Origin of the sequence: Alistipes sp. AF48-12 (assembly GCF_003477565.1) — a bacterium.
Taxonomy (GTDB): Bacteria; Bacteroidota; Bacteroidia; order Bacteroidales; family Rikenellaceae; genus Alistipes_A; species Alistipes_A hominis.
This window is the reverse complement of record NZ_QUDJ01000001.1, coordinates 212,556-238,059: the sequence shown is the minus strand read 5'-3', so window position 1 is coordinate 238,059 and position 25,504 is coordinate 212,556. Positions and strand designations below refer to the sequence as shown.

Genomic DNA, 25,504 nt, shown 5'->3' with positions numbered 1-25,504 from the left:
TATTTTTCCGGTAAGGCTTATTTCTTGATGCAGCGTACCGGCAATTGCCAGGCCGCATCGGCCCAGTTGGCTCCGGTATTCGACGCCGAACTGTTGTTGATATCGACTTTCCACGGGGCGGTGTTGCTGCCCTTGCTCGACGTCCAGTAAGCGGCCGCTTCGCCGTAAGCCTGCGGCTGCGTGTCGCCGTTGGTCAGCCAACCGCCAATCGGCAGCTTCATCACGGAGTTCATCAGCGTCAGCGTGATGCCTGCGTTGCCCGAAACCCCGTTGCCGCTGATCGTTCCTCCGGTTACTTTCGCGATGGCGGCGTTGAACTGATCCAGTGTCGGTACGGCGTACCCTTCCGGGCAGACCGTCCATTCGCCGATAGCGTCGTAATCGATCTGGTAGGAAGCGTCGAATGCGGTGGCTCCGTACGGCTTGCCGTATTGCAACATCTGGCCGATCGAAGCGGCGTTGATGCCGTCGGCGCCGTAAGCGCCCGGATCGGCCGAAGCGGCTCCGATGTTGCGGTCGAGCCAGACGTCGCCCGGATCGACGTAGCCGTTACCGTTGACGTCGATGAAGATGGTGGTGTATTCGAGTCCCTGGTAAGTGAAGGTCTCCGGTTCGAACGGAATGCCCGGAACATCGGACAGGACGGTGACCGGAATGGTCGCGGTGTAATTCGTCGAGCCGATCTTAACGATGACCACGAGGTTCGTTACACCGTCCGAAACCGGAGTTCCGGACAACGGCACGTCCACCGTTCCGTCTTCGGCAGCCGGCAGCGTCGCGTCGAATGCGCTGCAACTGATGCCGTTGGTCAGGTCGATGCTGATCGTCGCCTGCTGCTCTTCGGCGGCCGTGTAATGCAGCGCGATTTTGACGTCGGAGAGTTCGACGCCTTTCGACAGGGTGCCGGTTACGGTACTGCCGGCGGCGTCGAGTGCGATATCGCCCGCGATTTCGACCGGAATGTCCGCCGTATAGGTGTTATCTCCCTGCGTCATAGTTATTTTCAGGGTCTTCGTTCCGTAGTCGGACGGCGTTCCTGTTACCGGGACGTCGAGCGTGCCGCCCGAAGGCGCAGCCGGTAGCGATGCGGTGAACTCCGCGATTGAAATACCGGATACCTCGTCTGCCGAAACGGTTACTTCCTGGTTCGCATACGACGTATAGTGCAGCGCGATGTTGCCGTTGGCGATGGCCTGTCCGATGCGGAACGTGCCGGTAACGACGCTTGCCGCGGCGTCGAGCGCAATGGCCGGCGTTACGGTCGCGGGGATCGAGATGAACACTTCGTATTCGCCGACGCGGATCACCGGCCGCAGGTTCATGCTGCCCGATGCAGTCGGGGTTCCCGAGACGGGGATCTCGACGGTTCCGTTCCCGTTGTCCGAAGAGGTCGGCGAAGCCAGCCGCACGTCGATCGGATCGCAGTACAGTCCGTTGACCTCCGGCAGCAGCACTTGGGCGCTCTTACCGAGACCGTTGGTATAGGCCAGCGTGATTTTGGTGCCCTGTGCGACCGCCTGACCTTGTGTCAAGCTGCCCTGGAACGAGCTTGCGGCCGAGTTGATATAGACCGTATTGTAAACCTTGTCTATTTTGGGGTCTTTGCCGCAGCCGGCCGCCAGAACCAGCGCGCAGATCGCAAGTAGTCTGAATGTTTTCATAATATTCATTTTAAATAGGAGTGGATTGTTTGCTTATTTCGTGATTTCGAAGGAACCCTCGAGTGCGGCGTCCGAGCTGCCGCCGGCCCATACTTTGAAGTCGCCGGGCTCGTAGCCGAAGCTCATGTCCTGCCGGTAAAAGCCGACCGCGTCGGACGTGATCGTGAAGCTGACTTCGCGGCTTTCGCCCGGCTCCAGCGTTACCCGTTCGAACCCTTTCAACTGCCGCGTCGGACGGGTTACGCTGGCCACCAGGTCGCGCACGTAGAGCTGTACGACCTCCGTGCCGCGTACCTTGCCGGTGTTCTTGACCGTAACGGTTACGGCGACGGGCTGTTTCATGTCGGTCTTTTCCGGAGCGACCTTCAGGTCGGAGTATTCGAACGTCGTGTAGCTGAGGCCGTAGCCGAACGGATACAGCGGCGTGGCGGTCGGTTCGTTCAGGTAGCGCGAAACGTAGTGTTGTTCGCCCTGTCCCGGCGTGTACGGCCGGCCGGTATTTTTCGCGTCGTAATGGATCGGCACCTGACCGAGGTTGCGCGGGAAGGTCATCGTCAGTTTGCCGCAGGGATTGAAGTCGCCCGACAGCACGTCGGCTACGGCATGTCCCCCTTCGGTACCCGGATACCACGCTTCGACGATCGCGTCGGCTACGGTGCTTTCCCACGACAGGTCGAGCGGACGTCCGTTCAGCAGGACGAGGATCAGCGGTTTGCCGCTTTGGGCGACTTCCTGGATCAATTCCTGCTGGATAGCCGGGATCCGAATGGAAGTCAGGCTCGTCGCCTCGCCGCTCCAGAAGCCCGGATGGCCCACCGCCATTACGACTTTATCGGCCGAACGGGCGGCATTGAGCGCGGCGGCGAATCCGCTGCGGTCGTCCTTATCGGGTTCGGAACCTTTCGTATAAATCACCTTGTCGGCCCCGAAACGCTCTTTAAGTCCGGTAAGAATCGAAACGACCTTGTCGGCTTGTCCCTGTCCGTACCACGATCCGAGCAGGTCGAGCCGGGCGTCGGCGAACGGTCCGATCAACGCGATCTTTTTCCCTGCGGCGATCGGCAGCGCTTCCTTGTCGTTCTTCAGCAACACCATCGACTTGCAGGCCATGTCGCGGGCCGCTGCGAGGTTCGCCGGTTTGTAAAATTCTTTTTCGGCTGCTTGCAGGTCGTGGTATTTGTACGGATCGTCGAAAAGACCGAGCGCGAATTTCACGCGCAGTACTTCGGCGCACATGATGTCGACCTGTTTCTGCGGAACCATGCCCGTTTCGACGAGCCATTTCAGGAAACGGTGGTAAACGTCGCCCTGCAGATCCATGTTGATCCCGGCCTCGATCGCCAGTTGGCCGGCCAGCGAGCTGTCGGCCGCTACGCCGTGTGGAACCAGTTCGTTGATCCCGGTGAAGTCCGACACCACGAAACCGTTGAATCCCCACTCTTTGCGCAGGATCTGCTGCATCAGGTATTGGCTGGCATGGGCCGGCACGGCGTCGATATCGTTGAATGCGGCCATCACCGTTCCTACGCCTGCGTCTACGGCCGCCTTATACGGAGGCAGGTAGGTTTCGCGCAGCGTGCGGTCGGTGAGATCCACCGTATTGTAATCGCGCCCCGCTTCCGGAGCTCCGTAGGCGGCGAAATGTTTTACGCAGGCCAGGATCGTCGTGTCGGAGGCGAGCGCCTCGGGAGTCGTTCCCTGGTAGCCCTGTACCATCGCGATCGCGATCAACGATCCGAGGTAGGTGTCTTCGCCCGATCCTTCCGAAACGCGTCCCCAGCGCGGATCGCGGGTGATGTCCACCATCGGCGAGAACGTCCAGTTCAGCCCCGATGCGATCGCCTCGCGCGCCGCTACGCGGGCCGAGTTTTCGATACCTTGCAGATCCCACGAGCACGACATGCCGAGGTTGATCGGGAAGATCGTTTTCATGCCGTGGATCACGTCGTAGCCGAACAGCAGCGGAATGTGCATCCGCGTTTCCTCGACGGCAACCCGTTGCAGTTCCCGGTTGTATTCGGGAACGTGCGCGTTGAAAATATTGCGCAGGTGCCGTTGCGGATCGCCTCTTCGACGTTCTTGGGCAGTGTCGGGCCGGTCGTGGTGAAATGGCTCGAATAGAGTACGAGCTGACCGATCTTCTCGTCGAGCGTCATCAGGCGCATCACCGAATCGACCCGGCGGTCGATCTGCCGGTCGGCGAAGAAATGCCGCGCTCCGTCGGTCGATATGCCGCGATCGGCAGTCATGTGACAGCCCTGCGTCAGCAGCGCCGCGCAGGCGGTAAACAGGATATTTTTCAGGTTGGTCATAAGTTTCATTTTGTGTATTCGATGGTTTTGTGGTTGATCGTAAAGCCGAGCCGGTCGAGTCCGCGCCGGATGTCGTTCTTTTTCATAAAGGCGTTCCAAACGGTCGCGTTGCGGTGGTTTTCGATCATCACCAGGATCGGACCCTGGTCGATGGCGATGTAGCTTTCCGTCGAACGGGGTTCGCCGAGGCTCAGATTCACCGCGTCGTAGAATCCCATGATTCCGAACGCGACGGACCCGAGGTTGCGGTAGAGGTTTTTGAGGACGGCCATCGACTCTTCGGGCGTGTACGGCATCGACGACAAGGCGGCGGTAGGTGCGATCGTCCCGAAGTCCTCGCCGACGCCGGGCGTGTGCGCCCGGTAGCCTTCCGGCAGCGCGTCGCATGCGGTCAGGCCCCAGAAATCGGGGCCGTATCCCACCCAACGGTACGGGTTGTCGATGCAGTAGGCGCGGTCGACCAGCGTATAGCGGCGGTTCTGTTCCCAGTAGTTTGCAAACCGGTCGGCCAGCCCGCGCGGGTCGAGTCCCGTGTACGAGTAGTGCACCCAGAACAGCGGCCCGCCCATCTGCGCCCGTTTGCCGAGCGGCAGCATGATGCCGTAGAAATCGGTCGCGCAGAAGAACTCGCCCTCCTTGCGGTTGACCCAGCAGTCGTCGTAGACCTGCTTGTCGATCGGAAAGGTCGGCGATGCGGCTGCAAGGATGTAGGTGACGAACGTTTCGTCGTACCCTTTGATCGGATGGTTCATTGCGAAGCCGTAGTCCGGCGACCAATGCCAGTACAGGGCGTTCTGTCCCTGCGTATAATGGCTCCATTCCACCTCGCGCCACAGTTGTTCGATCCGGTCGCGCAACGCTTTCTCTGCGGCGTCGTTGCCGTCGAAATAGCCTTGTGCGGCCAGCAATCCCTGTACGAGAAACGCCGTTTCGACCAGGTCGCCGCCGTTGTCCTTTTCGCTGAAATGGTACGGCTGTCCGGTGCGTGTGTTATACCAGTGCGCCCATGCGCCGTGGAAACGCGGCAGTTTTTCGAGCGCCCCGACGATTTTCGTAAGCCGTGCGACTGCCTCCGGACGTGTTACGAACCCGTTGCGTACGCCCGCTACGATCCCCATGACGCCGAAACCGGAGCCGCCGGTGGTGATGCAGTCCGCCCGTTTGTCGTTCGAACGTTCGTAGGCGAGGCCGGTCAGCGGATCGGCGAAATCCCAGAAATAGCGGAACGTGTAACGCTGCACCATTTGTTGGAGCTGTTCGTCCGAAAAGTCCGAGATCGCGGCTGAAATCTGCGGGGTTTCCGAAAGCTGTTTTCCGTCGGCGCCGAGCGCCGCCACACGGTACGTATAGACTGCGTTGCGGCCGAGTCCGGCGACGAAGTCGAGGTAATAGAGGTTCGGGGTCTCTCCGCGCAGCGACTTTTTGCCGTCGCGCAGCAGGTATACCGCGTAGCTTTCCGCGCCGGATACCGCCGGCCAGCGCAGTTCCACGTGCGAGTCGTACCCCGCGGCCTCGATCCGGCCGACGGTCGGAAGGAAACTGCGCAGGTCGGTCTGCACCGGAGTCTGCGCCGCGCCGCAGTACCACAGCAGCGTCAGCAACGACAGCAGGAGTCCCGTTTTTTTCATCGATGTCCGATTAATAGCCGTCATTCTGTTTGAGGTTGTTCATCAGCAGGATCTGTTCGTTCGGTACCGGCATTACGTAATTTTTCGGAACGACTACGGGCGAAGCCGGCGGCAGCGGCAGCGTGGTCGATGCCGGGGCCAAGCCTTGCGCTTTCATCTCTTCGAGGCCCTGTTGTTCGGACTGGATTTTGGCCCATACCTTCGCGGCGAAATAGCCCGGTTGCATCTTGTCGATCCGTACCAGGTCGAAGTAACGGTCGCGTTCCATCGACAGTTCGATCCGCTTCTCTTCCCAAATGTTTTCGAGCGTCGGCTCTTTCGAGGCGAGTCCCGCGCGGGTGCGGACGGCATTGTACCAGGTCGATGCTTTCGCGTCGCCGGTACGGACGGCCGCTTCGGCGCCAATCAGCAGCACTTCGGCCCAGCGCATCATTCGGATGTTGCCGCCGTAGTTTTCGTTACCCCCTACGACCGGCCGCGGCTGGTAGCCTTTGCGGCAGAAGCGGTTCGGGTAGCCGTTGCTGACCGAGTTCGGGTCGCTTTCGCTGTAGGCGCCGATGATTGTCGTGCCGTCGATCACGCTTTGGGTCTGTACCATGCCGCTGTATATGGTCGTTTTGCCATAGATGATGTCGTTGTCTTTGCGTTTGTCGCCCGGTTCGTACGATTGTACGAGGTTCAGCGACGGCGCGATGTATCCCCAGCCCCAGTTCGGTTCGCCGCGGGTGCCGAGCAACTGCCAGCCCTGGTATGCTCCGTCGGAGGTCGTGAAGCTGGCCGCCCCGATTTCGAATACCGATTCGACGCTGTATTCGCCCGCTTTTGTAAAGATGTTATCGACGGCGATCAGGTCGTATCCGTCGGTCGAAGATTCCATGTCTTTGACGATCTGTACGATCTGTTGATAATATTGCATGGCGTTGGCCGGATCGTCGGCGGCGCGGTACAGCAGCACTTTGGCCAGCAGTCCCTGGGCCGAGCCCTTGTGGGCGCGGCCGTACCACGAAGTCGGATACCATTTGGCGGATTCGGCTTTGTCGGGCATTTTCAGCGCGATTTGCAGATCGGCTACGATGGTGTCGTACAGCGCCGTGCGGTCGGAAATTTTCAGAGCGGCCTGTTCGGCGCCGGAGAGCGTTTCGAGCGGAACGATCGGGCCTTTACCCCATAGTTTCAGCACGACGAAGTAGAACCATGCGCGATTGAAGCAGGCTTCGCCCTGCAGGATCTCTTTTTGTCGTGGGGCGAGCCCTTCGAACGTGTCGATGGTTCTCAGCGCGGTGTTGGCCCGGCCGATGCCGGTATAGGCGTTCAGCCACAGCCAGTTCAGAAAGGCGGAACTTCCGGTGAGTCCGGACAGGTTCTGGAACTGGTTGGTGCCGTTGTTGTAGATCGTGCCGCCGCCGTCGGACATCGAACTGCCGCGCAGCGCGTTGTCCGAGCACAGGTCGCCGATCCACGAACCGGTCGTTTCGTAGGTGCTTCCTTCGCGGTAGGTCGCATAGATGCTGTTGGTCAGGCTCGCAGCGGAATTGCTGTTGCCGAGAAAGTCGCCTTCGGTCATCTGCCCCTGCGCCGGTTGGTCGAGGAAGCCGTCGCAGGAACTCAGGCTCAGCCCTGCGGCCAGTATGGATAAATAGATGGTAATCCTTTTCATTGTTTCCTGTTTTTAAGAGGTTAAATACCGATGCTGATACCGAACGAATACATGCGCGAAGGCGGATAAGTGCCGTCGAAACTGTCGATACCGGCGCCGTTGGGCGGACCCGATATTTCAGGCGAGTACGAGGTCGCATTGGTCGCCGTCCACAGGTTGTGCACTGAGAAGTAGACTCTCAGGTTGCGCATCTTCATTTTGGACGAGATCCGCTGCGGGAACGTGTAACCGAGGGTCAGGTTCCGGATCTTGAAATAGCTGCCGTTTTCTACGTAATACTGGCTGTATTGGTTGTTCGTCCCGGGGCCGTCGAGCAGTACGCGCGTGGTCTTGTTGGTCGATCCTTCGCCGACCCACGAGTGCAGGTAGTCGGTCGTCACGTTGTACGGCGAGACGCCGAGCGTCTGACGGCGGGTGCTGTAAATTTTGTTCCCGAGGCTCGAATAGAGATCCATTTCGAGGTCGACGCCCTTGTAGGCGAAGCGCATGTTCAGCCCGAGAGTCACTTTCGGCAGGTAGCTGCCCATGTAGATACGGTCGTCCTTGTCGATCACGCCGTCGCCGTTTTGATCCTTGTACCACAGGTCGCCGGGCGTCGCGCCGTCGATCGACGCGGTCTCTTCGATGATCTGCTTGTTCTGGTAGATGCCGAGCACCTCGTAGCCCCAGAAACCGCCGATCGGGTAGCCGACCTTCGTGACGTTCGCGCCGTTTTCGAGCGGCGGCAGGTTCTGGTTCACCGAAACGACCTTGTTTTTCAGCGTCGTCCCGATCAGCGACAGGTCGTACGAGAAGTCGCCCCGGTTTTCGCGCCATCCGATGTTGAATTCGATGCCGGTGTTACGCGCCTTGGCGATGTTCGACAGCGGCGAGTAGGTCGAACCGCTGATGCCCGGCAGCGTGATGTTGGTCAGGATATTGGCCGTCGTTTTGATATAATAGTCGAATTCCAGCGTCAGGCGGTTGTTCAGCGCGCGGAAATCGAGCCCGAGGTCGAACTGCCGCGCCTCTTCCCAGTGCAGGCCGTAGTCGATCACCATATCGAGCACTTCCGAAGTGGTCACGCTCGCGGGATCGCGGCCGAATACGCCGTTGACCCGGTTCACGTAAGCCGTCTGAATATTGTTCGGGATACCGGCGTCGGAGCCTACCACGCCGTAGCTGGAGCGCAGTTTCAACTGGTTCAGCCAGCCGACGTTTTTCAGCCAGTTCTCTTCGTGCATCGCCCAGCCGACGCCGACGGCCGGGAACGTTCCGTAGCGACCGTTGACCGGAAAGCGCGACGATCCGTCGGTACGCACCGTGGCGGTTATCAGGTATTTGTTGTCATAGTTGTAATTGACGCGAGCCAGATACGAAAGGTAGGTGAAAACCGCGCCGCCGGTGGTTCCGGTCAGCGTAGAGGCTTGTCCGAGCCCGGTGTACCACAGGTCGCGGTTTTTCCATGCCACGTCGGGCATGCCCAGGATCTTCTGACTCTGATCTTGCGAGGTGGTTTTCTGGAAGGTGATGCCGACCAGCGCGCTGAACGCATGTTTGTTCTTTTCGAACGAGTAGGAGAGCGTATTTTCGTTCAACCAGTTGAACGTGCGGCTCTGGTTGACGCTCAGTTCGTTGTCGGTACGCCGTTGGTCGACGTTGACTTCGTATTTCGGCAGGAAGCTTTTGCCCTCGGAGTTGGAATTGTTCAGCGTATAAGAGGATTGGAAAACGAGGTTCTTGACCGGTTCCAGCTTGACGAAAAAGTTGGCGATCGTCTTGTAATAGTTCGTATAGTTGTCGCTGTTGTAGTATAGGTTGGCTACCGGATTGCCCGATTTTCCGATCTCGTCGACCGGGCCGAAGAATTTCGACGGGTCGTCCGGGTCCATCACCGGAGCCGTCGGCAGGGCGCGCAGCGCGCTCGCGAGATTCGATCCCTGGCTGTTGCGCCGTTCGTAGATGTAGGAGATATTGCTTCCGATGGTCGCCCATTTGGTCAGGTCGTAAGTGTTCGACAGCTTGACGTTGGCCCGTTCGTACCCGGAGCTTTTCATCACGCCTTCCTGATTGAAATAACCCGAAGAGAGGCCGTAGGTCGTTTTTTCGCCGCCGCCCACCAAGTTGACGTTGTAGTTCTGCGTTACGGCCAGTTGCGTGATTTCGCGCTGCCAGTCCGTTCCGCGTCCGGCCGCGTCGATTTGCTGCTGCGTGTAGGGCAGGGAGATCGAAGTCCCGTCGGCGGCGTTCTGCGCCATCACCCTGCGGTTCTGCAGGTAGAGGTATTGCCCTGCGTCGGCGTAGTCGAGGTAGCGTTCCATCTGCGATACGCTGACGTTGGCGTCCACGGTCAGTTGCACGGGTTGGTTCTTGCGGCCCTGTTTGGTGGTGATGATGATCACGCCGTTGGCGCCGCGCGAACCGTAGATCGCCGTTGCCGAAGCGTCTTTGAGCACCTCCATCGACTCGACCTCGTTCGGGTTGAGGAACGAGATATTGTCCATGATCAGACCGTCCACGACGTAGCACGGATCGGAGTTGGTGAACGAACTGACGCCGCGCACGCGGATTTGCGGCGCGCCGCCCGGCGCGCTGTTCTGCACCACTTCGACGCCGGCCACCTTGCCCTGCAGGCCTTGCAGCGGGTTGGCCGCCGCAACGGTCGTCGCCAGTTCGCTTCCTTTGATCGACGCGATGGAACCCGTCACGTCTCGCTTGCGCTGTACGCCGTATCCTACGACTACCACGGCGTCCAGGTCGGTGGCGCTGTCCTGGAGTGTCACGTTGAGCGAGGCTTGTCCCGTGTAAGGGATTTCTTGCTCTTTGTACCCGATGTACGAAAATACCAGGACGTCGCCCGGTTTTACGTCGAGGGAGAAGGTTCCGTCCGCGCCGGCGTACGTGCCCCGGTTGATGTCGCCCTTGATCAGAACGCTGGCCCCGATCAGGGGTTGCCCCTGGGTATCCGTTACGCGGCCGGTCAACAGTTTTGCGTCGCCCTGCGCATACGCCGCCAGGGAACAGCAAAAAATTAGGGCTGACAGCACGATCAGCCTAACCGGTTTTAAAAAGTCGAATACTTTCATAGAAACAGATTTAGTTTGGTTCGATTGTATTTGTTGACAGACAGGTACAAAGCAGATGCCAAGAATCGTATTCCGGTGTTTTTGCGCCTGAATGAGCCTAATTCGGCGAATCCCGTATTTTTTCGTTCGTTTCTCCGGCGAAAATGCCCGGAATCCGTTACCTTTGTAGAAGGTTTAAAATATTGCGGGTTATGAAAAGAATGTTGTTTGCCGTTTTGTTGCTGGCCGTTGTGTCGGCCCGTGCGGAAGGATTCCGTTTTGCGCTGATGAGCGATCTGCACGTCACGGCCGATTCGCTGGCCGCCAACGACTTGCGACATGCCGTCGATCAGATCAATGCGACGCCGGGACTGAGCTTCGTAATCGTTTCGGGCGATTTCACCGATTACGGAGACGATGCCTCGCTGCGGAAAGCCAAAGCGATCCTCGACGGGCTGAAACTGAAATATTACGTTACTTCCGGGAATCACGAAACCAAGTGGAGCGAGTCCGGAGCGACCGCTTTCGGGCGCATTTTCGGTTCCGACCGTTTCCGGTTCGAGTACGGGAATTACCTGTTTCTTGGGTTCAATACGGGGCCGGTGATCCGGATGGCCGAAGGGCACGTCGCGCCGCAGGACGTTAGCTGGCTCGAAAAGGAGCTTGCGGACTACGGAACCGAACGGCCGGTTTTTCTGGTTACGCATTACCCGATGATGAAGGGCGACGTCGATAATTGGTACGCGGTGACCGATGCCGTCCGCAAATACGATATCCGGGCGTTTATCGGCGGGCATTACCATACCAACCGGCTGGCCGATTACGACGGTATTCCGGCTTTCATCTGCCGTTCGACGCTACGGGGCGGCGAGCCGTTCGGCGGATATTCGGAATTCGAAGTGACGGCCGATTCGGTGATCGTTTACGAGCGGAAGATCGGGGCCGGACCCCAGCGATGGGGCGCGTATTCGTTGAAAGATACCTATTTTACCGCAGATACCGCCGGATATGTGCGCCCCGACTTTTCGATCAACGCGCGGTACGGCAGAGTGAAAGAGACGTGGATGACCCCGATCGGCAATGCGATCTATTCGTCGCCGGTGCTTTGCGACGGGCGGGTGTACGTGGGCGACGACCTCGGACTGTTGAATTGCCTCGATGCCGCGGATGGCAGGCTGCTGTGGCGGTTCGCCGCGAAAAATCGGATCATCGGAACGTCGGCCGCAGCCGACGGAACGGTCGTGTTCGGGTCTGCCGACGGCAATATTTACGGAATAGACGCGAAAAAGGGGAAATTGCGCTGGAAGGTCGAAACTTCGGAAGCGGTGCTCGGCGCCGTGACGATCGACGGCGGAGTAGCCTACATCGGTTGCAGCGACCGGACGTTCCGGGCGATCGACGTGCGTACGGGCCGGGAGGTATGGACGTTTACCGGGACGAACGGATACGTCGAAACGCGTCCGCTGGTTTACGACGGTAAAGTGATCTTCGGAGCCTGGGACGACCATCTGTATGCGCTGGACCGTTCCGACGGACGCTTACTGTGGTCATGGAGCGACGGGCGTCGTGGTATGCACTATTCGCCCGCCGCGGTCTGGCCGGTGGCAACCGCCGGACGGATTTTCATAGCGGCTCCCGACCGGGTGTTGTCGGCGATCGACGCTTCGACCGGCCGGACGCTGTGGCGTACCGCCGAATCGACCGTGCGCGAAACCGTAGGGCTCTCCGAAGATTCGTCGAAAGTGTACAGCAAAACGATGCGGGACAGCGTCGTATGCTTTTCCACACGCGGCGACCGGCCTGAAAAACGGTGGGCGTCGTACGTGGGTTTCGGTTATGAAATCGCGCCGTCGATGCCGCAGGAAAAAGACGGGGTCGTCTTCGGAAGCACGATGAATGGGGAGGTCTATGCGCTCGACGCGTCGGACGGCAGCGTGCTGTGGCGGCATAAGGTCGATAACTCGCTGATCAGTACGGTCGTGCCGCTCGATCGGAACCGTTGCCTGTTCACCAGTTCGGCCGGGATCGTCGGGTTGCTGGAAGCGCGGTGACGGATGCTTCGGGAAAAAGAATAAAAACGGCGGAGAATCCGAGGATTCTCCGCCGTTTTGTACGAGATTCGTACGAACCGTCGATTAATAATTGTTCTTTTTCGGTTCGAAGTAGGCTTGCGGGTGAGCGCAGGAAGGGCAGCTTGCGGGCGCTTTCTTGCCTTTGTGGATGTAACCGCAGTTGCGGCACTGCCATTCGATCTCTTCGTCGCGTTCGAAAACCTTGTCGGCTTCGACGCGGGCCAACAGCGCGCGGTAGCGTTTTTCGTGCTCGGCTTCGACGGTGGCGATTGAGCGGAAAACGGCGGCGATCACCGGGAATCCTTCCTGATCGGCCACATCGGCGAACGTCGGGTAGAGATCCGTCCACTCTTCGTTTTCTCCGGCTGCCGCGGCTGCGAGATTCTCTTTAGTTGTTCCGATTACGCCGGCCGGATAACTCGCCGTAATCTCGACCATGCCTCCTTCCAGGAATTTGAAGAATCGCTTGGCGTGTTCCTTTTCCTGTTCGGCCGTTTCGGCGAATACGCCGGCGATCTGTTCGAAGCCCTCTTTTTTGGCTACGCTTGCGAAAAATACGTAACGGTTCCGTGCCTGCGACTCCCCGGCGAAAGATTTCAACAGGTTCTGTTCGGTTTTCGTGCCTTTGATACTTTTTCCCATTTCTTTAAGCTTTTATAGTAAATGATTTCGTTATGTCTCTGCTTTCCAGTACAAAGATACGCGGAGATCGGAAAAATAGCAAACGATCCGCGATCATAAATATTTATAACCGTATAAGTTTATGTGATCCGTCGCGAGGCCGAAGACATCGCATATGCCGGAGCCGCCCGGCCGGTTTTCAGCCGTATGCCGCAAAAAGAGTTTTTTGTAGGTACGGCTTTTCTTCGAAAAACGGCGGATTACGACGTCCAATCGGGTTTGGACGGTAAATTTCCCGAATTTTTCTTTTGAAATAACGTCTATCAAAATATATCCTCCTAAGTAATCTTTCGGCGGGTTTTTAATATGTTTTTCTCTTTATCTTCGCAAGCGCATAATACGAACGGAGCAAACCAGCTATAAAACCCGGAATTTTTTCATGCGAACAGTTTTATCGGAGCCGACCGACTAAAATTAATATTTTATTCGCTGTTTTCAAAACAAAGTCTCCGCCGTATCCCGGCCCGTTCCGGTGCGCGATACGGCCCCGTGCCGGAAACGGGGAGCGTCGTGCGGAAAATGAAATTTTGTTCCGGGACAGAGCCGGTTCCGGCGTTTGCAAAACGTGTGCGTAAGCGCAATCGGTTCGCAGGGAGAAAAGTCGCCGCAATTTTTGGCCGGCGTGAAACGTTTATCCGACAACGGGGTATTGTTTGTCAAGTCAAAAATAAATACCTTTGACGCGTGTCTATCCGCGGATTTCGCGGGTTTTCCACAGGAACCCGATTTATTTATACGACATTATGAGCGATTCGATCAAACACGAGTGCGGCATTGCCTTTATCCGCCTGCTCAAGCCGGCCGATTACTACCTGAAAAAGTACGGCACCTCGTTCTACGGACTTAACAAAATGCATATCCTGATGGAGAAGCAGCACAACCGGGGACAGGACGGCGCGGGAGTGGCCAACATCAAGCTGTACCCGGAACCCGGATGCGTTTATATCAACCGGGTGCGTTCGAACGGAGCCGCTCCGATCAAGGATATTTTTCAGCAGATCGACGTCCGGATCAACGAAGCGGTCGCGAAGAACCCGCAGGTGCTGCAAGATCCGCTGCTGCTGAAAAAACAGGTGGAGTTTACCGGCGAGATTTTTCTGGGACACCTGCGTTACGGGACTTTCGGCAAAAACGACATCGAGAACGTGCACCCGGTCTCGCGCGAGAACAACTGGATGACGCGGAGCCTGGTGCTGGCCGGGAATTTTAACCTGACCAATATCGACGAATTGTTCGACCGGCTGATCGAGTTGGGGCAATATCCGCCCGCAAAAACCGATACGGTGACGATTCTCGAGCGCATCGGTCATTTCCTCGATCGTGAAAACGACGATAAGTACCGCTATTTTAAAGATAAAGGCTATTCGAAGCACGACGTCACCGAAATGCTGGCCAAGCACATCGACCTCAAGGAAGTATTGTCGCTGTCGGCCCGCCGTTGGGACGGGGGATATGCGATGGCGGGGGTGATCGGCCATGGCGACGCGTTTATCATGCGGGACCCGTCCGGAATCCGTCCGGCGTTCTACTATTGCGACGACGAGATCGTCGTCGCCGCTTCGGAGCGCGCGGTGATCCAGACGACATTCAACCTCGGGTACGAAGATATCCGGGAGCTGACGCCGGGCCACGCTTTGATCGTGCGACGCGACGGAGAGGTATCGGTCGATCCGTTTACCGCGCCGCGGCCGATCCGGCCCTGTTCGTTCGAGCGGATCTATTTCTCGCGGGGCAGCGACCAAGATATTTACCGCGAGCGCAAGCAGCTCGGACGGCAGCTTGTGCCGCAGATTTTGAAAAGTATTGATTACGACATCGAAAATACGGTGTTTTCCTATATTCCGAATACGGCCGAGAGCGCTTTTTTCGGCCTGGTCGAAGGACTGGACGAATACTGCCAGGGCGTCCGTGCGCAACATATTCTGGAAGAGAACGGCAGGCTGACCGAAGCCCGGCTCAAGGAGATCCTGCGTTTCAAGCCCCGGATCGAAAAGGTGGCGATCAAGGATGTCAAGATGCGGACGTTCATCACGCAGGACAACGAGCGCGACGACCTGGTGGCGCACGTTTACGACATCACCTATGGCACGATCCGTGCCGGGGTGGACAATCTGGTGATCATCGACGATTCGATCGTGCGCGGGACGACGCTGCGGCAGAGCATCATTCGGATACTCGACCGGCTGAAACCGAAAAAGATCGTGGTATGTTCGTCGGCGCCCCAGATCCGTTATCCGGACTGCTACGGGATCGACATGTCGCGCCTGAGTGACTTCGTGGCGTTCCGGGCCGTAATCGAACTGCTACGCGAACGCGGGATGGAGCATGTGATCGAAGACGTTTACCGCAAGGCCGTCGCCGAGCTTCAAAAAGGCGACCGCTCCGAGACGGTGAACTGCGTTACCGAGATTTACGATCGTTTCACCGATGAGGAGATATCGGCCAAAATCGCGGAGATCGTTACGGCTCCGGAGATACAGGCTCGCGTCGAGGTGATCTACCAGACGGTCGCCGATATGCACAAAGCCATTCCGATCCATAACGGGGACTGGTATTTTACGGGAGACTATCCGACTCCGGGCGGAAACGTCGTCTCGAACAAAGCATTTGTCAACTTCTACGAGAACCGGAACGAGCGAGCGTATTGATTTTCGGGTGCGAATGAGCAAGCGGGGTCCGCCCGGTCGGAAGGAGCGGTTGATCCTAAAATTTAAGATCGCATGATGAACCTGTCACTTCTGAAAAAAATCGTTTGCCTGTCGGCCTTGCTGCTGGCGGCGCTGCATGGAACCGCCCAGCCGGCCGATCCGGTCAGTTGGTCGGTTGCCGTCTCCGAATCCGGCGACGGGATTTCCAGGATTGTTTTTAAGGCCCGGATCGCGGAACCGTGGCACATGTACGATACGGGCCCTTACGACGGCGGCCCGAATGCGACGGCTTTTACGTTCGAACCGAATGCGGACGTTACGTTGCTCGGAGGGATCGAACAGCTTTCGAAACCCGTACGGGTGTACGATTCGCTGTTCGCGATGGAGATCGGTTATTTCGAAAAAAACGCCGAATTCGTTCAGAAAGTACGGGTCGCCCCGGGCCGCGAAACGACGCTGAAAGCCGTGGTGGAATGGATGGCTTGCGACGACGAGAGTTGCCTGCCGCCCGCCGACCGTACTTTTTCGATTCCTCTGAAGGCAGCCGCCGTACAGACGGCCGCAGGAGGGGCGTCTGCGACGCCTGCGGCACCGGTTTCCGCTACGGGTAATTCGTCCGCGGTTGCGCAAGCCGGGGATATGACAACGACCGACACGGCAGCGGATACGGTCGTAAATGCGGTTCCGGACGCGGATTCGGCGGTGGTGTCGCAGCCGCTGTTGCAGCCGGACGCCCCGGTCGGCGGCGGAACGCTGTGGAGCGCGATCATCGAAGCGATCCTGTGGGGATTCGCCGCGCTGCTGACGCCCTGCGTGTTTCCGATGATTCCGATGACCGTGTCGTTTTTCCTGAAAGGGAGTGGGAACCGTGCGCGCGGACGCCTGATGGCAGCCTTGTACGGCATGTGCATTGTCGCGCTGTATACGCTGCCGATTGCAGTTATCATTCTGATAACGAAACTGGTAGGCGGAGATGCCGTTACGGCCGATATTTTCAACTGGCTGGCGACGCACTGGATTCCGAACGTGATTTTCTTCCTCGTATTCATGGTTTTCGCGGCGTCGTTTTTCGGCGCGTTCGAGATTACGCTGCCCGGATGGCTGGTCAATAAGAGCGACAGCAAGGCCGACAAAGGCGGTTTGGTCGGTCTGTTCTTCATGGCGCTGACCCTCGTGTTGGTTTCGTTCTCCTGCACCGGCCCGATCGTCGGTTCGGTACTGATCAAATCCACTTCCGGAGAGGTGTGGGCGCCGGTAATCACGATGTTCGCTTTTTCGGTGGCTTTTGCGCTGCCGTTCACGCTGTTCGCGCTGTTCCCATCCGTGCTGAACAACCTGCCCAAAAGCGGCGGATGGCTCAACTCTGTAAAGGTGGTGCTCGGGTTTCTCGAACTGGCGCTGGGGCTGAAATTTCTCAGCGTGGCCGATCAGACCTACCATTGGGGCATCCTCGACCGGGAGGTTTATCTGGCGCTGTGGATCGTTATCTTTACGCTGCTCGGGTTTTACCTGCTGGGCAAGATCCGGTTCAAACACGACAGCGAAGTACAGTCGGTCGGAGTGACGCGGCTGTTGCTCGCGATCGTTACCTTTTCGTTCGTCGTTTACCTGTTGCCCGGAATGTGGGGAGCGCCGTTGCGCGGATTGTCGGGTTACTTGCCGCCGTTGCATACGCAGGATTTCGTGCTGGATGCGGCCGAATCGCCTGCCGGAAATTCCGGCGGCGGAAAGGCCGGCGACGCTTTCCCCGTCGCCAGGCACAGCGATATACTGAACCTACCGCACGGATTGAACGGCTTTTTCGACTACGACGAGGCGCTGGCCTATGCCCGCAAAGTGCATAAGCCGCTTTTTGTCGATTATACGGGTCACGGGTGCGTCAACTGCCGGGAAATGGAGGCGCGCGTATGGGCCGATCCGCAGGTGCTGCAACTGCTGCGGAACGATTTCGTGATCGTGGCGCTCTATTCGGACGACAAAAAGGAACTGCCCGAAAACGAATGGGTGACCGCCGAAACGGGCCGCGTGCTCAAAAGCATCGGCAAGATCAACGCTTACCTTGCACACAAGCGGTTCGGGATCAATTCGCAGCCCTATTACATGATTCTGGGCCCGGACGGCGAACAATTGGCTCCGGGGCGCGGGTATAATCTGGATGTGGATCAGTTCGTCGCTTTCTTGAGGCAGGGATTGCGTAATTACCCGGTCGGAGCGGAGTAGTCCGAATGCTCGGTATGGACGGGAGTTACGGGGATGGCGGTTTTGCGCTGTAATTTTGCGTATTTGGAAAGATTTTCTACCTTTGCAAACGGAAAAATGGGCGTTTGTCTTGCGGAAACCGATCTGCGTATGCGGAGTGTTTCCGTTGCGGGGGAAGGGCGTCCGTTGTATTGAAGAGCAGGGCCCATAGCTCAGTTGGTTAGAGCGGCAGACTCATAATCTGAGGTCGGGGGATCATGCCCCTCTGGGCCCACTTTCGAATCCGAACACTTGCAGTCTCTGCAAGTGTTTTTTATGCGTCGGGGGCGGTTTACGGCGCCGAATCCGCTGTATTTCGATTTTGCGCCGGCGACCGGACAGCCGGGAATACGATCCCGAACCGGTTTGACAAACAGACCGCGAACGGCAATCGGGCGCGCTGCAACCTCTCCGGCTTCACGGCCCCGTTCCGTTTTAAAATTGGATATTGGGAAACTAATCGTACCTTTGCATCCGCATACCGTGTGCGTTCCGTATGCGACGATCCTTTATAAACTAAAATCATTACGATGGACGAAGGCCCTTATTGTCGACAGACGACCCCGATTGTTTAACCGACCGCAGAAGCCTTCCGAGTCTCCTGCGGTGTAAATTCGCAAGGAGAGACCGTATGATCAATGAAATCAAAAACCGGTTCGGGCAATTGATTGCCGACAAGAACTGGAAAATCCTTAAAAGCGAGCTCAGCGATCTTGAGCCGTTTCAGATCGCCGAAGCGATCGGCGAACTTCCCAAATCCGACCGGACGATTCCGTTCCGATTGCTTTCGCGCGAGTCGGCGAAAGAGACTTTCAAACATCTCTCGCACGATCAGCGCGAGGAGATTATCGACGGACTGGCCGCCCACATCGATAAGATGACCGACCTGCTCAATGACCTGGATCCCGACGACCGCACGGCGTTTTTCGAAGAGTTGCCCGGCGAAGTGAGCCAGCGGCTCGTGCAGATGTTGTCGCAGGAAGAGCGCGAGGTCGCCATGAGGCTGCTCGGCTATCCGGAAGACAGCATCGGTCGGCTGATGACCCCCGAATACGTGGCCGTCCGACCGTATTTCACGGTCGCTCAAGCATTGGAGCATATCCGCCGTTACGGTCGCGATTCCGAGACGCTCGACGTGATTTATGTTGTCGACGAGCATTGGAAGTTGATCGACGACATCCGGATCAAGGAGGTCATTCTCGCGTCGCCGGCTCGTAACGTGTCGGAGATTACCGACAACCGTTTTGTCGCGCTTCGCGCCGAAGACGATCAGGAAGTGGCCGTCCGCGCCTTTCAGGACAACAATCGCACGGCATTGCCCGTCATCGGCGGCGACGGCACCCTGCTGGGTATCGTGACCGTCGACGACGTGATGAACGTGGCCGAGCAGGAAAGTACCGAGGACTTCCAGAAGTTCGGCGGTACGGAGGGGCTGGATCTCTCTTATACGCGGACCCCGCTGGCCGAAATGGTGCGCAAACGCGCCGGCTGGCTCGTTATTCTTTTTTTTGGCGAAATGTTGACGGCATCGGCGATGGGCTATTTCGACGACGAGATCGCGCGGGCCGTCGTGCTCGCACTGTTCGTGCCATTGATCATATCGAGCGGCGGGAACTCGGGCTCGCAGGCGGCCAGCCTGATCATTCGTTCGTTGGCGCTTGGCGAGTTGAAGTTGCGTAATTGGTGGTACGTGATGCGCAAAGAAATTTTCTCGGGGCTGATCCTCGGAGCGATTCTGGGGATCATCGGATTCGTGCGGATTTTCATCTGGCAGGAGGCCGGACTGTACGACTACGGGACGCATTGGCCGTGGATCGCCGCCAGCGTGTCGGTTTCGCTCGTTTTTATCGTGCTGTGGGGTACGCTGTCGGGCTCGATGATTCCTTTTATCCTGAAAAAGTGCGGACTCGACCCTGCCACGGCCTCGGCGCCTTTCGTCGCGACGCTCGTGGACGTAACGGGGTTGATTATCTATTTCTCGATCGCGGCGCTGTTCCTGACCGGAAAGATTCTTTGATGGGGTTTGCTTTTCCCGTTCGGTAAATAAACGAATACAATCTTTAGTGCGACCGTACTAAAGATTGTATTTTATGAAAAAGCGAAACGAAAAACCGGGAAAGGGCCCCGAATGTGCGAAACCGGGGCCGGTTCCGTCCTTTGGGCGGGGTGCGGGTTTTATAGGCTGCTCGTTTTCCCCGGCCGGTTCAGGCTGAAAATGATTTTGCGGTTCGCCTCGTCGATGACGGAGTCCTCCAACGAGGCCAGGTAGATCTGGGTCGTCGCCTGCGAACGGTGCCCCAGTCCGGCGCTGATCACCGACAGCGGAATGTCGCAGTTGCGGGCCGTCGTCGCCCAGGTGTGGCGCGAAACGTAGGACGAAAGAGGAGTGTCCGCCTGCAGCAGTTTCGACAGTTTTTTCAGCAGCTTGTTGTAATAGCTCAGTGCATTCTGATACTGCGCATAAGCCTCGTTCTCGTCGGTGGCGGCGATGATCGGGAAAACGTAAGGGGAGTTTTTCGTTTTACGGGCGTAGCGGCGGATAATTTCGGTGATGCAGGGCTCCAGCCGGATGCATAGGGACTGGCCCGTTTTGCGGCGGATGTACTGCGCGGTTTGATCCCGGACATCCGACTTGCGGAGGTAGGCCATGTCCACGAAGGCCATTCCGCGCATGTAGAAACTGAAGACGAACAGATCCCGGGCGTAGGCCAGAGACCGGGAACCGCGCAAATCCAGTTTTCTCAGGCTTTCGATCGTGGCCATGTCGACGGCCCTCTTGCGGGTTTTGTCTACGCCCGTATAGACTTTTTCGAAAGGGGCGCGCTGCGAGGCGATTCCTTCGCCGACCGCCTTGTTGTATACGGAACGCAGGATCCGCATGTAAAACGAAACCGTATTCCGCGTAACGCCCCGTCTTTTGAGCCATTGTTCGTAGTCGGCGACCAGTTCGGCGGTGCAACCGGCGAACGACAGGTCTTCCCCGTGCAGAAACTGCGAGAAACTTTGCCGGGTTCTCCGGTAATTCCGGGCCGTTCCCAATCGGCCGTGGGCGAGCAGTTGTTCGATCTGCCGTTCCATGAATCCGAAAAAAGTTTCGCCCGAGTGCGATTCCCGGAAAGCCTGCGCTACGTCGTGCGCCGTATAGTGTCTGGCGGCGCGTTCCAGCGCGCCGATCGCATTTTTCAGGACGGACAGGTCGGAGTCGATTGCGCGTTGTACTTTTCGCAGGTAATAGTCGCCCCCGGTCAGCAGGACGGGTGCGACGCATTGCCTGACGCCGTCCCATTCTGCCGGGAGCAGTTTGTATCCGGTCGTGATCTGAACGGATTTCTGACGGTGGGTGATTTGGTAGTAAACCGAGCCGGCGCGGCCCGGAACCGACGAATTGCGGAGTTTGATTCTCACTGTTGCCATAATTTTCCTGGATTGATGTTTTTCCGGGAAAAAGATAATGACGGCGGTGAAAAATCGTCATTTTCGCGGTAAAAATATCAGACGGCGCGGTAAAATGCCCGGTATCGGTTTACGGCCTCCTCCAGGATGTCCCGGTCGACGGCGGTATTCGTTTCGAAAAACGAAGTTTCGACGCAAGAGTCGTCCGGCCGTGCCGGGCGTTTCCAGTTTCCGGCGATCCGGCCGCCGTACAGGATGACCGGATAGAAAATACCGTAATTCGTGAAGGCCCTGGCGCGGTGCTCCGGACGCAGGACGTCCGTACGGTCTTTGTAACCGATCAGGTACTCGTCGTAGGCGGGCAGCAGGTACAGCGGGACGCCGGAGGTCTCCGCCGCACGGCAGGATTCGTGCACGAATAGTTCCCGCTGTCCGAAACGTTCGGCGGTCAGCGATCTTCCGATGAGGCCGACCGAATGCCGGGCTTCGGTGACGGACAGTCCCGACCACCAGACGAAATCCTGCAGACTGGCCGGTGAGTGGCTTCTGAAATAAGCGGTAGCCAGCTTTGCCAGGGCTTCGTCCGGATGCAGCTCCGGGACGGGCGGGACGCGTTCCTCGAGCAGGGCGTAGGTTTGCTTGCCGCCGCTGAACGGTCCGCTGCATACGACCGCTTCGGTTTCGGCGCGCATCAGCAGGCGGGTCAGCCGCGGCGTGTCTGCGGCGATCCCCTGCCGGTTCAGTTCCTCCCCGATCTGTTGTTTGGTCAGGTTTCTGTTGCCCTCCAGCATTTTTTCGAGCAGCCGGTCGCACCGGTAGTGCAATTGTTCCGTAAGCTCCAGTTGCCGGCCTTTTGCCAGCGATTCGTTGGCCGACCGGATGCGCCGGGCGGAGAGTTTCAGCATCCAGCGGATGTCTTCCGCGGCGACCAGATGCCAGGTCGGCCGCATCACATGCGTACGCAAGATTTCTCCCCGAGAGAAGGCTTCCCCGACCGATCGTGCCGTCGCCGATTTCAGCCGTATGCCGACGGCCCAGCGGGCCATGGCGTAATCCTGAGCCTGAATGGCTCCCATCCATGAAACCAGTTTTTTCGGCGTGTCGAAACGCGGGGCGGCCAGTTGTTGTCCGGCCAGGCGGATGTCGGTTATCATAGTCGTCGTTTTTGCAAAAATAGGTTAAATCGGGCCTTCCGAAGTATTATTCGCCGGATATTTATCCGATCGGCGGGAAACCTTTCGATCCGGTGTCCGCAGATTCGGTTTTGGCGCATTCCTTGCGGGAGGGTTTCGTATTCGATCCGTTAAACCGAAAAAATGACACGAATCAAGATCAAACGCGCTTATGAAAAACCGGAACCGGACGACGGTTTCCGGGTGTTCGTCGACCGGCTGTGGCCCCGCGGAATGCGGAAAGAGGATTTCCGCTACGACTTGTGGGCGAAGCAGATAGCCCCTTCGGCCGCTCTGCGAAGGTGGTATCACGAAGATATGCCGGGGCGTTGGGAAGAGTTCGGCCGCCGTTACGCCGCGGAATTGCGGCAGTCGCCAGCCGTGGCGGAATTCGTCCGTCAGATCACCGGAAACGACACCGTTACGTTGGTGTACGCCTCCCGGAACGCTTTGCAGAATCATGCCCTGATCCTGCAAGATTATCTGGTAAAAGTTATGAGTGTTATGACTGTATAGTAGTTATTCAAGTCGTCTATTTACGCGTGAATTGTTGTCGAGATTCAATAATCGGGGTATATCCATTTGTAAAATATCAATACGGGATTACTGTTTTCTTCAATGCATGTTCCTATTTCGTTCAGTAATGTGCGCTCCTTTCCGTTTTTTTTGTAATCGTCGATCCATGAAATTATTCGTGTAGAAGTAACGGGATTGATTATGTATCCTGTATTATCGGAATCGATGTACGGGTGTATATAGGACAATTTTATGCCGTTTTTATCCGCTCCTGTGGGTGCTGAATATAATATATGCCCTTCGGAAGAGGTTATGATGATATACGGTTTGTGTTCATAACGGTAAATAATCAGGTTTCCATTGTTGAAATGGTAAAAATTATGAGGAGTCGTAGGATTTTCTTCATTTAAAGAGTTCACATAATCCATAACGGTTTTCGGAGAGTCGTCCACCGCTGGTCTGCGTGTATTGAAGTCGAATGCCAGATAAGGCGATACGGCTCCCGTAGCTTGTGATACTTTGTAAATAGTATCGTTCAGGATGGAAGACATGTAAATGGTGTCGTCGTACTGGCAAAAAAACGAACGGCACGATCCGTAAAAAAATTTGTTACCCGTTAAAACTTTGTTGAACGGCAATCCTTTGTGTATTACTTTGCCGCTGTCAGAAATGCATACGTAGTTGTATTCTTCACGCTTACCGTCTTCATCGCCCGATCCATTCGCCATATTGTATGCTATACAACCATTGTCCAGAAGTTTAAACGACCATGTTTTACGCGCGTTTTTCATCTGGTATTTGAAATTGCCGGATTCGTCGTAAACATATATTTTCCCTTGTATGGGATCGTTCAGAAATATTGAACCGTCGGATGTTACTTCAAAATCAGAAAGATATAAATATTCGCCTCCTGCACGCCCTTTTTTGTCGATCTTTGAAACAAAAGATCCGTCGGCATTGAATATAAAGACCGCCCCTTGTTTCCAATCAAGAATATAAATTTTGTTATGTATGATTTGTATTTTATTGATCTCCCCGATCAAAATATCATTGCCGGTTTGAAGCGGCACAAAATGGGAAAATTCAAGGAACTCATTGATTTTTGAAGAGCCGTCATCTCTTTTTAGTTCGACTTTTACGGTATTGACTTTGACGAGACGATCCGATTTGTCAGAACAACTGATAAGGAGCAACAAGCAAACATGCAGAGTTAAAAACTTTTTTATCATATTTCATATTTGGGGATGGTGAAAAATATCTACCGGATAAATAAAGTCTATCCGGGTAGATGAATCGAAGTATTATGGGCATTTGACGCTCCCTGTCCCTATACATACGACACAATCGTATTTTTGGCCTTTTTCATTCTCGCAGGTTCCCGTTACCTTTACCTCGGATCCGTTTTTGTTTTCATCTTGTGCCAATACTTCGACATTTACAAGAAATAATCCGGAGTCGATATTCGTCGAACATGACGAACGGGCTGTGAAAAATGCCGCAATGCCAATGGCTGCAACGAAACAAATGATTGAACTTTTAATTTTTTCAAATAGATTGTAAGTTTAAACAAAATAATTGATATGTAAAAGTTTATAGTAAAATAATTTGGGATTCGGATGTTGTAAGGAATTAAACGGTCGGGTAAAGGTTTATATCCTTGTTGTCGCTTTAATCATAGTTGTTTTTAGCAGGAAGTTCCAATTTGTTTCATAATGACTCGGTATGATACGGATTTTCTGGCACCGAATTGGCAGGTATTCCGGTAAAACCAGAGCCTATGTGTTATCATATCTCATTGGCGGCCGGCCCGTCGGAACTCGCCGCGCGCTACGGTCGTAAAGCCGACCTGATCGAACGGTTCAAGCCCCTGTACCATGTGTCGGCATTCAGCTATCCGGAGTATCCGGTGGTGACGTCCGATCTGGAGATCGAACTGTTCCGCTGGGGACTGATCCCGTTCTGGGCCGACGAGTTGGAAGACGCTTTCGAACTGCGCTATCGGACGTTCAATGCCCGCGCCGAAACCGTTTTTACGAAACCCGCTTTCCGCAAGCCGATCCGCCGAACGCGCTGCCTGGTGCCCGTAACCGGTTTTTTCGAGTGGCGGCACGAGGACGACCGGCGGATTCCCTATTACGTCGCTCCGGCCGGGGGCGGTATCTGCTCGCTGGCCGGGGTGTACGACATGTGGCGGAACCCGGATACCGGCGAACAGGTCGAGACTTTTGCGATCATCACGACCGAGGCCGACGCACTGATGCGTTCGATCGATAATGTGAACGGGCGGATGCCGGTGATCCTGACCGGACGGCAGCAGCAGCGGTGGCTCGATCCGTCGCTGGACGAGGAGGCCGTCCGGTCGCTGCTGGAGCCGTTGCCCGACGGCCTGCTGCGCGCGGAAACGATCGATAACGGTTTTCTGAAAAAGTCGCCGGACGATCCGACGATCCTGCAACCTCGGACGGAATCCGCACAGGCCTGA

16 protein-coding genes and 1 tRNA gene are annotated in these 25,504 nt (G+C 56.6%); 7 read left to right on the top strand and 10 right to left on the bottom strand.

The window, feature by feature from the left end:
- Window positions 1-17 precede the first annotated feature (17 nt).
- The 6 genes from DW082_RS01045 to DW082_RS01025 are packed head-to-tail and all read right to left on the bottom strand — an operon-like array spanning window position 18 to window position 10,323.
- Complete coding sequence (locus DW082_RS01045) at window positions 18-1,661, bottom strand: hypothetical protein (protein ID WP_172970808.1); 1,644 nt, start codon at window positions 1,659-1,661, stop codon at window positions 18-20.
- A gap of 33 nt (window positions 1,662-1,694) precedes the next feature.
- A complete protein-coding gene (locus DW082_RS01040; RefSeq protein WP_259335452.1) occupies window positions 1,695-3,665 on the bottom strand; it encodes a glycoside hydrolase family 3 N-terminal domain-containing protein in 1,971 nt (656 codons plus the stop codon).
- Complete coding sequence (locus DW082_RS14815; RefSeq protein WP_259335449.1) at window positions 3,602-3,973, bottom strand: hypothetical protein; 372 nt, start codon at window positions 3,971-3,973, stop codon at window positions 3,602-3,604. Before DW082_RS14815 ends, DW082_RS01040 begins: the two co-directional genes overlap by 64 nt.
- A gap of 5 nt (window positions 3,974-3,978) precedes the next feature.
- Window positions 3,979-5,601: a glucoamylase family protein gene (locus tag DW082_RS01035; RefSeq protein ID WP_118456980.1), complete on the bottom strand. Its 1,623-nt coding sequence runs from the start codon at window positions 5,599-5,601 to the stop codon at window positions 3,979-3,981.
- Window positions 5,602-5,611: 10 nt separating this feature from the next.
- A complete protein-coding gene (locus DW082_RS01030) occupies window positions 5,612-7,258 on the bottom strand; it encodes a RagB/SusD family nutrient uptake outer membrane protein (protein ID WP_055205698.1) in 1,647 nt (548 codons plus the stop codon).
- A gap of 20 nt (window positions 7,259-7,278) precedes the next feature.
- The gene (locus tag DW082_RS01025; protein WP_118456934.1) at window positions 7,279-10,323 is read right to left on the bottom strand and encodes a TonB-dependent receptor; all 3,045 of its coding nucleotides are present in this window, start codon (window positions 10,321-10,323) and stop codon (window positions 7,279-7,281) included.
- Window positions 10,324-10,514: 191 nt separating this feature from the next.
- On the opposite strand from DW082_RS01025, the gene DW082_RS01020 reads away from it, so the two are divergent.
- The gene (locus DW082_RS01020) at window positions 10,515-12,353 is read left to right on the top strand and encodes a PQQ-binding-like beta-propeller repeat protein (RefSeq protein WP_118456978.1); all 1,839 of its coding nucleotides are present in this window, start codon (window positions 10,515-10,517) and stop codon (window positions 12,351-12,353) included.
- Window positions 12,354-12,437: 84 nt separating this feature from the next.
- Here DW082_RS01020 and rbr read toward each other — a convergent pair whose 3' ends face one another.
- Window positions 12,438-13,016 (bottom strand): rubrerythrin, encoded by a 579-nt coding sequence (gene rbr, locus DW082_RS01015; RefSeq protein WP_101572130.1) that lies wholly within the window; start codon window positions 13,014-13,016, stop codon window positions 12,438-12,440.
- 782 nt (window positions 13,017-13,798) lie between these two features.
- Between rbr and DW082_RS01005 the strand changes: the two genes are divergently transcribed.
- The 4 genes from DW082_RS01005 to mgtE all read left to right on the top strand — a co-directional run bounded on the left by DW082_RS01005 (window position 13,799) and on the right by mgtE (window position 19,958).
- Window positions 13,799-15,703: a class II glutamine amidotransferase gene (locus DW082_RS01005; RefSeq protein ID WP_118456932.1), complete on the top strand. Its 1,905-nt coding sequence runs from the start codon at window positions 13,799-13,801 to the stop codon at window positions 15,701-15,703.
- Between the two features lie 75 nt (window positions 15,704-15,778).
- On the top strand, window positions 15,779-17,923 hold the full coding sequence (locus DW082_RS01000; protein ID WP_118456976.1) for a cytochrome c biogenesis protein CcdA: 2,145 nt from the start codon (window positions 15,779-15,781) through the stop codon (window positions 17,921-17,923).
- Between the two features lie 180 nt (window positions 17,924-18,103).
- Window positions 18,104-18,176 (top strand) — tRNA-Ile (locus tag DW082_RS00995).
- Between the two features lie 396 nt (window positions 18,177-18,572).
- The gene (mgtE, locus tag DW082_RS00990; RefSeq protein WP_153498338.1) at window positions 18,573-19,958 is read left to right on the top strand and encodes a magnesium transporter; all 1,386 of its coding nucleotides are present in this window, start codon (window positions 18,573-18,575) and stop codon (window positions 19,956-19,958) included.
- 158 nt (window positions 19,959-20,116) lie between these two features.
- Here mgtE and DW082_RS00985 read toward each other — a convergent pair whose 3' ends face one another.
- Both DW082_RS00985 and DW082_RS00980 read right to left on the bottom strand, forming a co-directional pair.
- Entirely contained in the window at window positions 20,117-21,355 is a 1,239-nt protein-coding gene (locus DW082_RS00985; RefSeq protein WP_118456930.1) for a site-specific integrase, read from the bottom strand.
- A gap of 77 nt (window positions 21,356-21,432) precedes the next feature.
- On the bottom strand, window positions 21,433-22,488 hold the full coding sequence (locus tag DW082_RS00980; protein ID WP_101572137.1) for a winged helix DNA-binding domain-containing protein: 1,056 nt from the start codon (window positions 22,486-22,488) through the stop codon (window positions 21,433-21,435).
- A 162-nt stretch (window positions 22,489-22,650) separates the two neighbouring features.
- On the opposite strand from DW082_RS00980, the gene DW082_RS00975 reads away from it, so the two are divergent.
- The gene (locus tag DW082_RS00975; protein ID WP_101572139.1) at window positions 22,651-23,022 is read left to right on the top strand and encodes a DUF488 domain-containing protein; all 372 of its coding nucleotides are present in this window, start codon (window positions 22,651-22,653) and stop codon (window positions 23,020-23,022) included.
- A 44-nt stretch (window positions 23,023-23,066) separates the two neighbouring features.
- Here the strand turns inward: DW082_RS00975 and DW082_RS00970 are convergent, their stop codons facing one another.
- The gene (locus DW082_RS00970) at window positions 23,067-24,251 is read right to left on the bottom strand and encodes a 6-bladed beta-propeller (protein WP_101572141.1); all 1,185 of its coding nucleotides are present in this window, start codon (window positions 24,249-24,251) and stop codon (window positions 23,067-23,069) included.
- 548 nt (window positions 24,252-24,799) lie between these two features.
- Here DW082_RS00970 and DW082_RS00965 point away from each other — a divergent pair.
- On the top strand, window positions 24,800-25,504 hold the full coding sequence (locus DW082_RS00965; protein ID WP_118456928.1) for an SOS response-associated peptidase: 705 nt from the start codon (window positions 24,800-24,802) through the stop codon (window positions 25,502-25,504).

What these genes read in the sequence shown, in the direction of transcription:
- DW082_RS01045 (WP_172970808.1), bottom strand. Translation starts at nt 1,661, where the DNA reads ATGAAAACATTCAGACTACTTGCGATCTGCGCGCTGGTTCTGGCGGCC.
- DW082_RS14815 (WP_259335449.1), bottom strand. Translation starts at nt 3,973, where the DNA reads ATGACCAACCTGAAAAATATCCTGTTTACCGCCTGCGCGGCGCTGCTG.
- DW082_RS01035 (WP_118456980.1), bottom strand. Translation starts at nt 5,601, where the DNA reads ATGAAAAAAACGGGACTCCTGCTGTCGTTGCTGACGCTGCTGTGGTAC.
- DW082_RS01030 (WP_055205698.1), bottom strand. Translation starts at nt 7,258, where the DNA reads ATGAAAAGGATTACCATCTATTTATCCATACTGGCCGCAGGGCTGAGC.
- DW082_RS01025 (WP_118456934.1), bottom strand. Translation starts at nt 10,323, where the DNA reads ATGAAAGTATTCGACTTTTTAAAACCGGTTAGGCTGATCGTGCTGTCA.
- DW082_RS01020 (WP_118456978.1), top strand. Translation starts at nt 10,515, where the DNA reads ATGAAAAGAATGTTGTTTGCCGTTTTGTTGCTGGCCGTTGTGTCGGCC.
- rbr (WP_101572130.1), bottom strand. Translation starts at nt 13,016, where the DNA reads ATGGGAAAAAGTATCAAAGGCACGAAAACCGAACAGAACCTGTTGAAA.
- DW082_RS01005 (WP_118456932.1), top strand. Translation starts at nt 13,799, where the DNA reads ATGAGCGATTCGATCAAACACGAGTGCGGCATTGCCTTTATCCGCCTG.
- DW082_RS01000 (WP_118456976.1), top strand. Translation starts at nt 15,779, where the DNA reads ATGAACCTGTCACTTCTGAAAAAAATCGTTTGCCTGTCGGCCTTGCTG.
- mgtE (WP_153498338.1), top strand. Translation starts at nt 18,573, where the DNA reads ATGATCAATGAAATCAAAAACCGGTTCGGGCAATTGATTGCCGACAAG.
- DW082_RS00985 (WP_118456930.1), bottom strand. Translation starts at nt 21,355, where the DNA reads ATGGCAACAGTGAGAATCAAACTCCGCAATTCGTCGGTTCCGGGCCGC.
- DW082_RS00980 (WP_101572137.1), bottom strand. Translation starts at nt 22,488, where the DNA reads ATGATAACCGACATCCGCCTGGCCGGACAACAACTGGCCGCCCCGCGT.
- DW082_RS00975 (WP_101572139.1), top strand. Translation starts at nt 22,651, where the DNA reads ATGACACGAATCAAGATCAAACGCGCTTATGAAAAACCGGAACCGGAC.
- DW082_RS00970 (WP_101572141.1), bottom strand. Translation starts at nt 24,251, where the DNA reads ATGATAAAAAAGTTTTTAACTCTGCATGTTTGCTTGTTGCTCCTTATC.
- DW082_RS00965 (WP_118456928.1), top strand. Translation starts at nt 24,800, where the DNA reads ATGTGTTATCATATCTCATTGGCGGCCGGCCCGTCGGAACTCGCCGCG.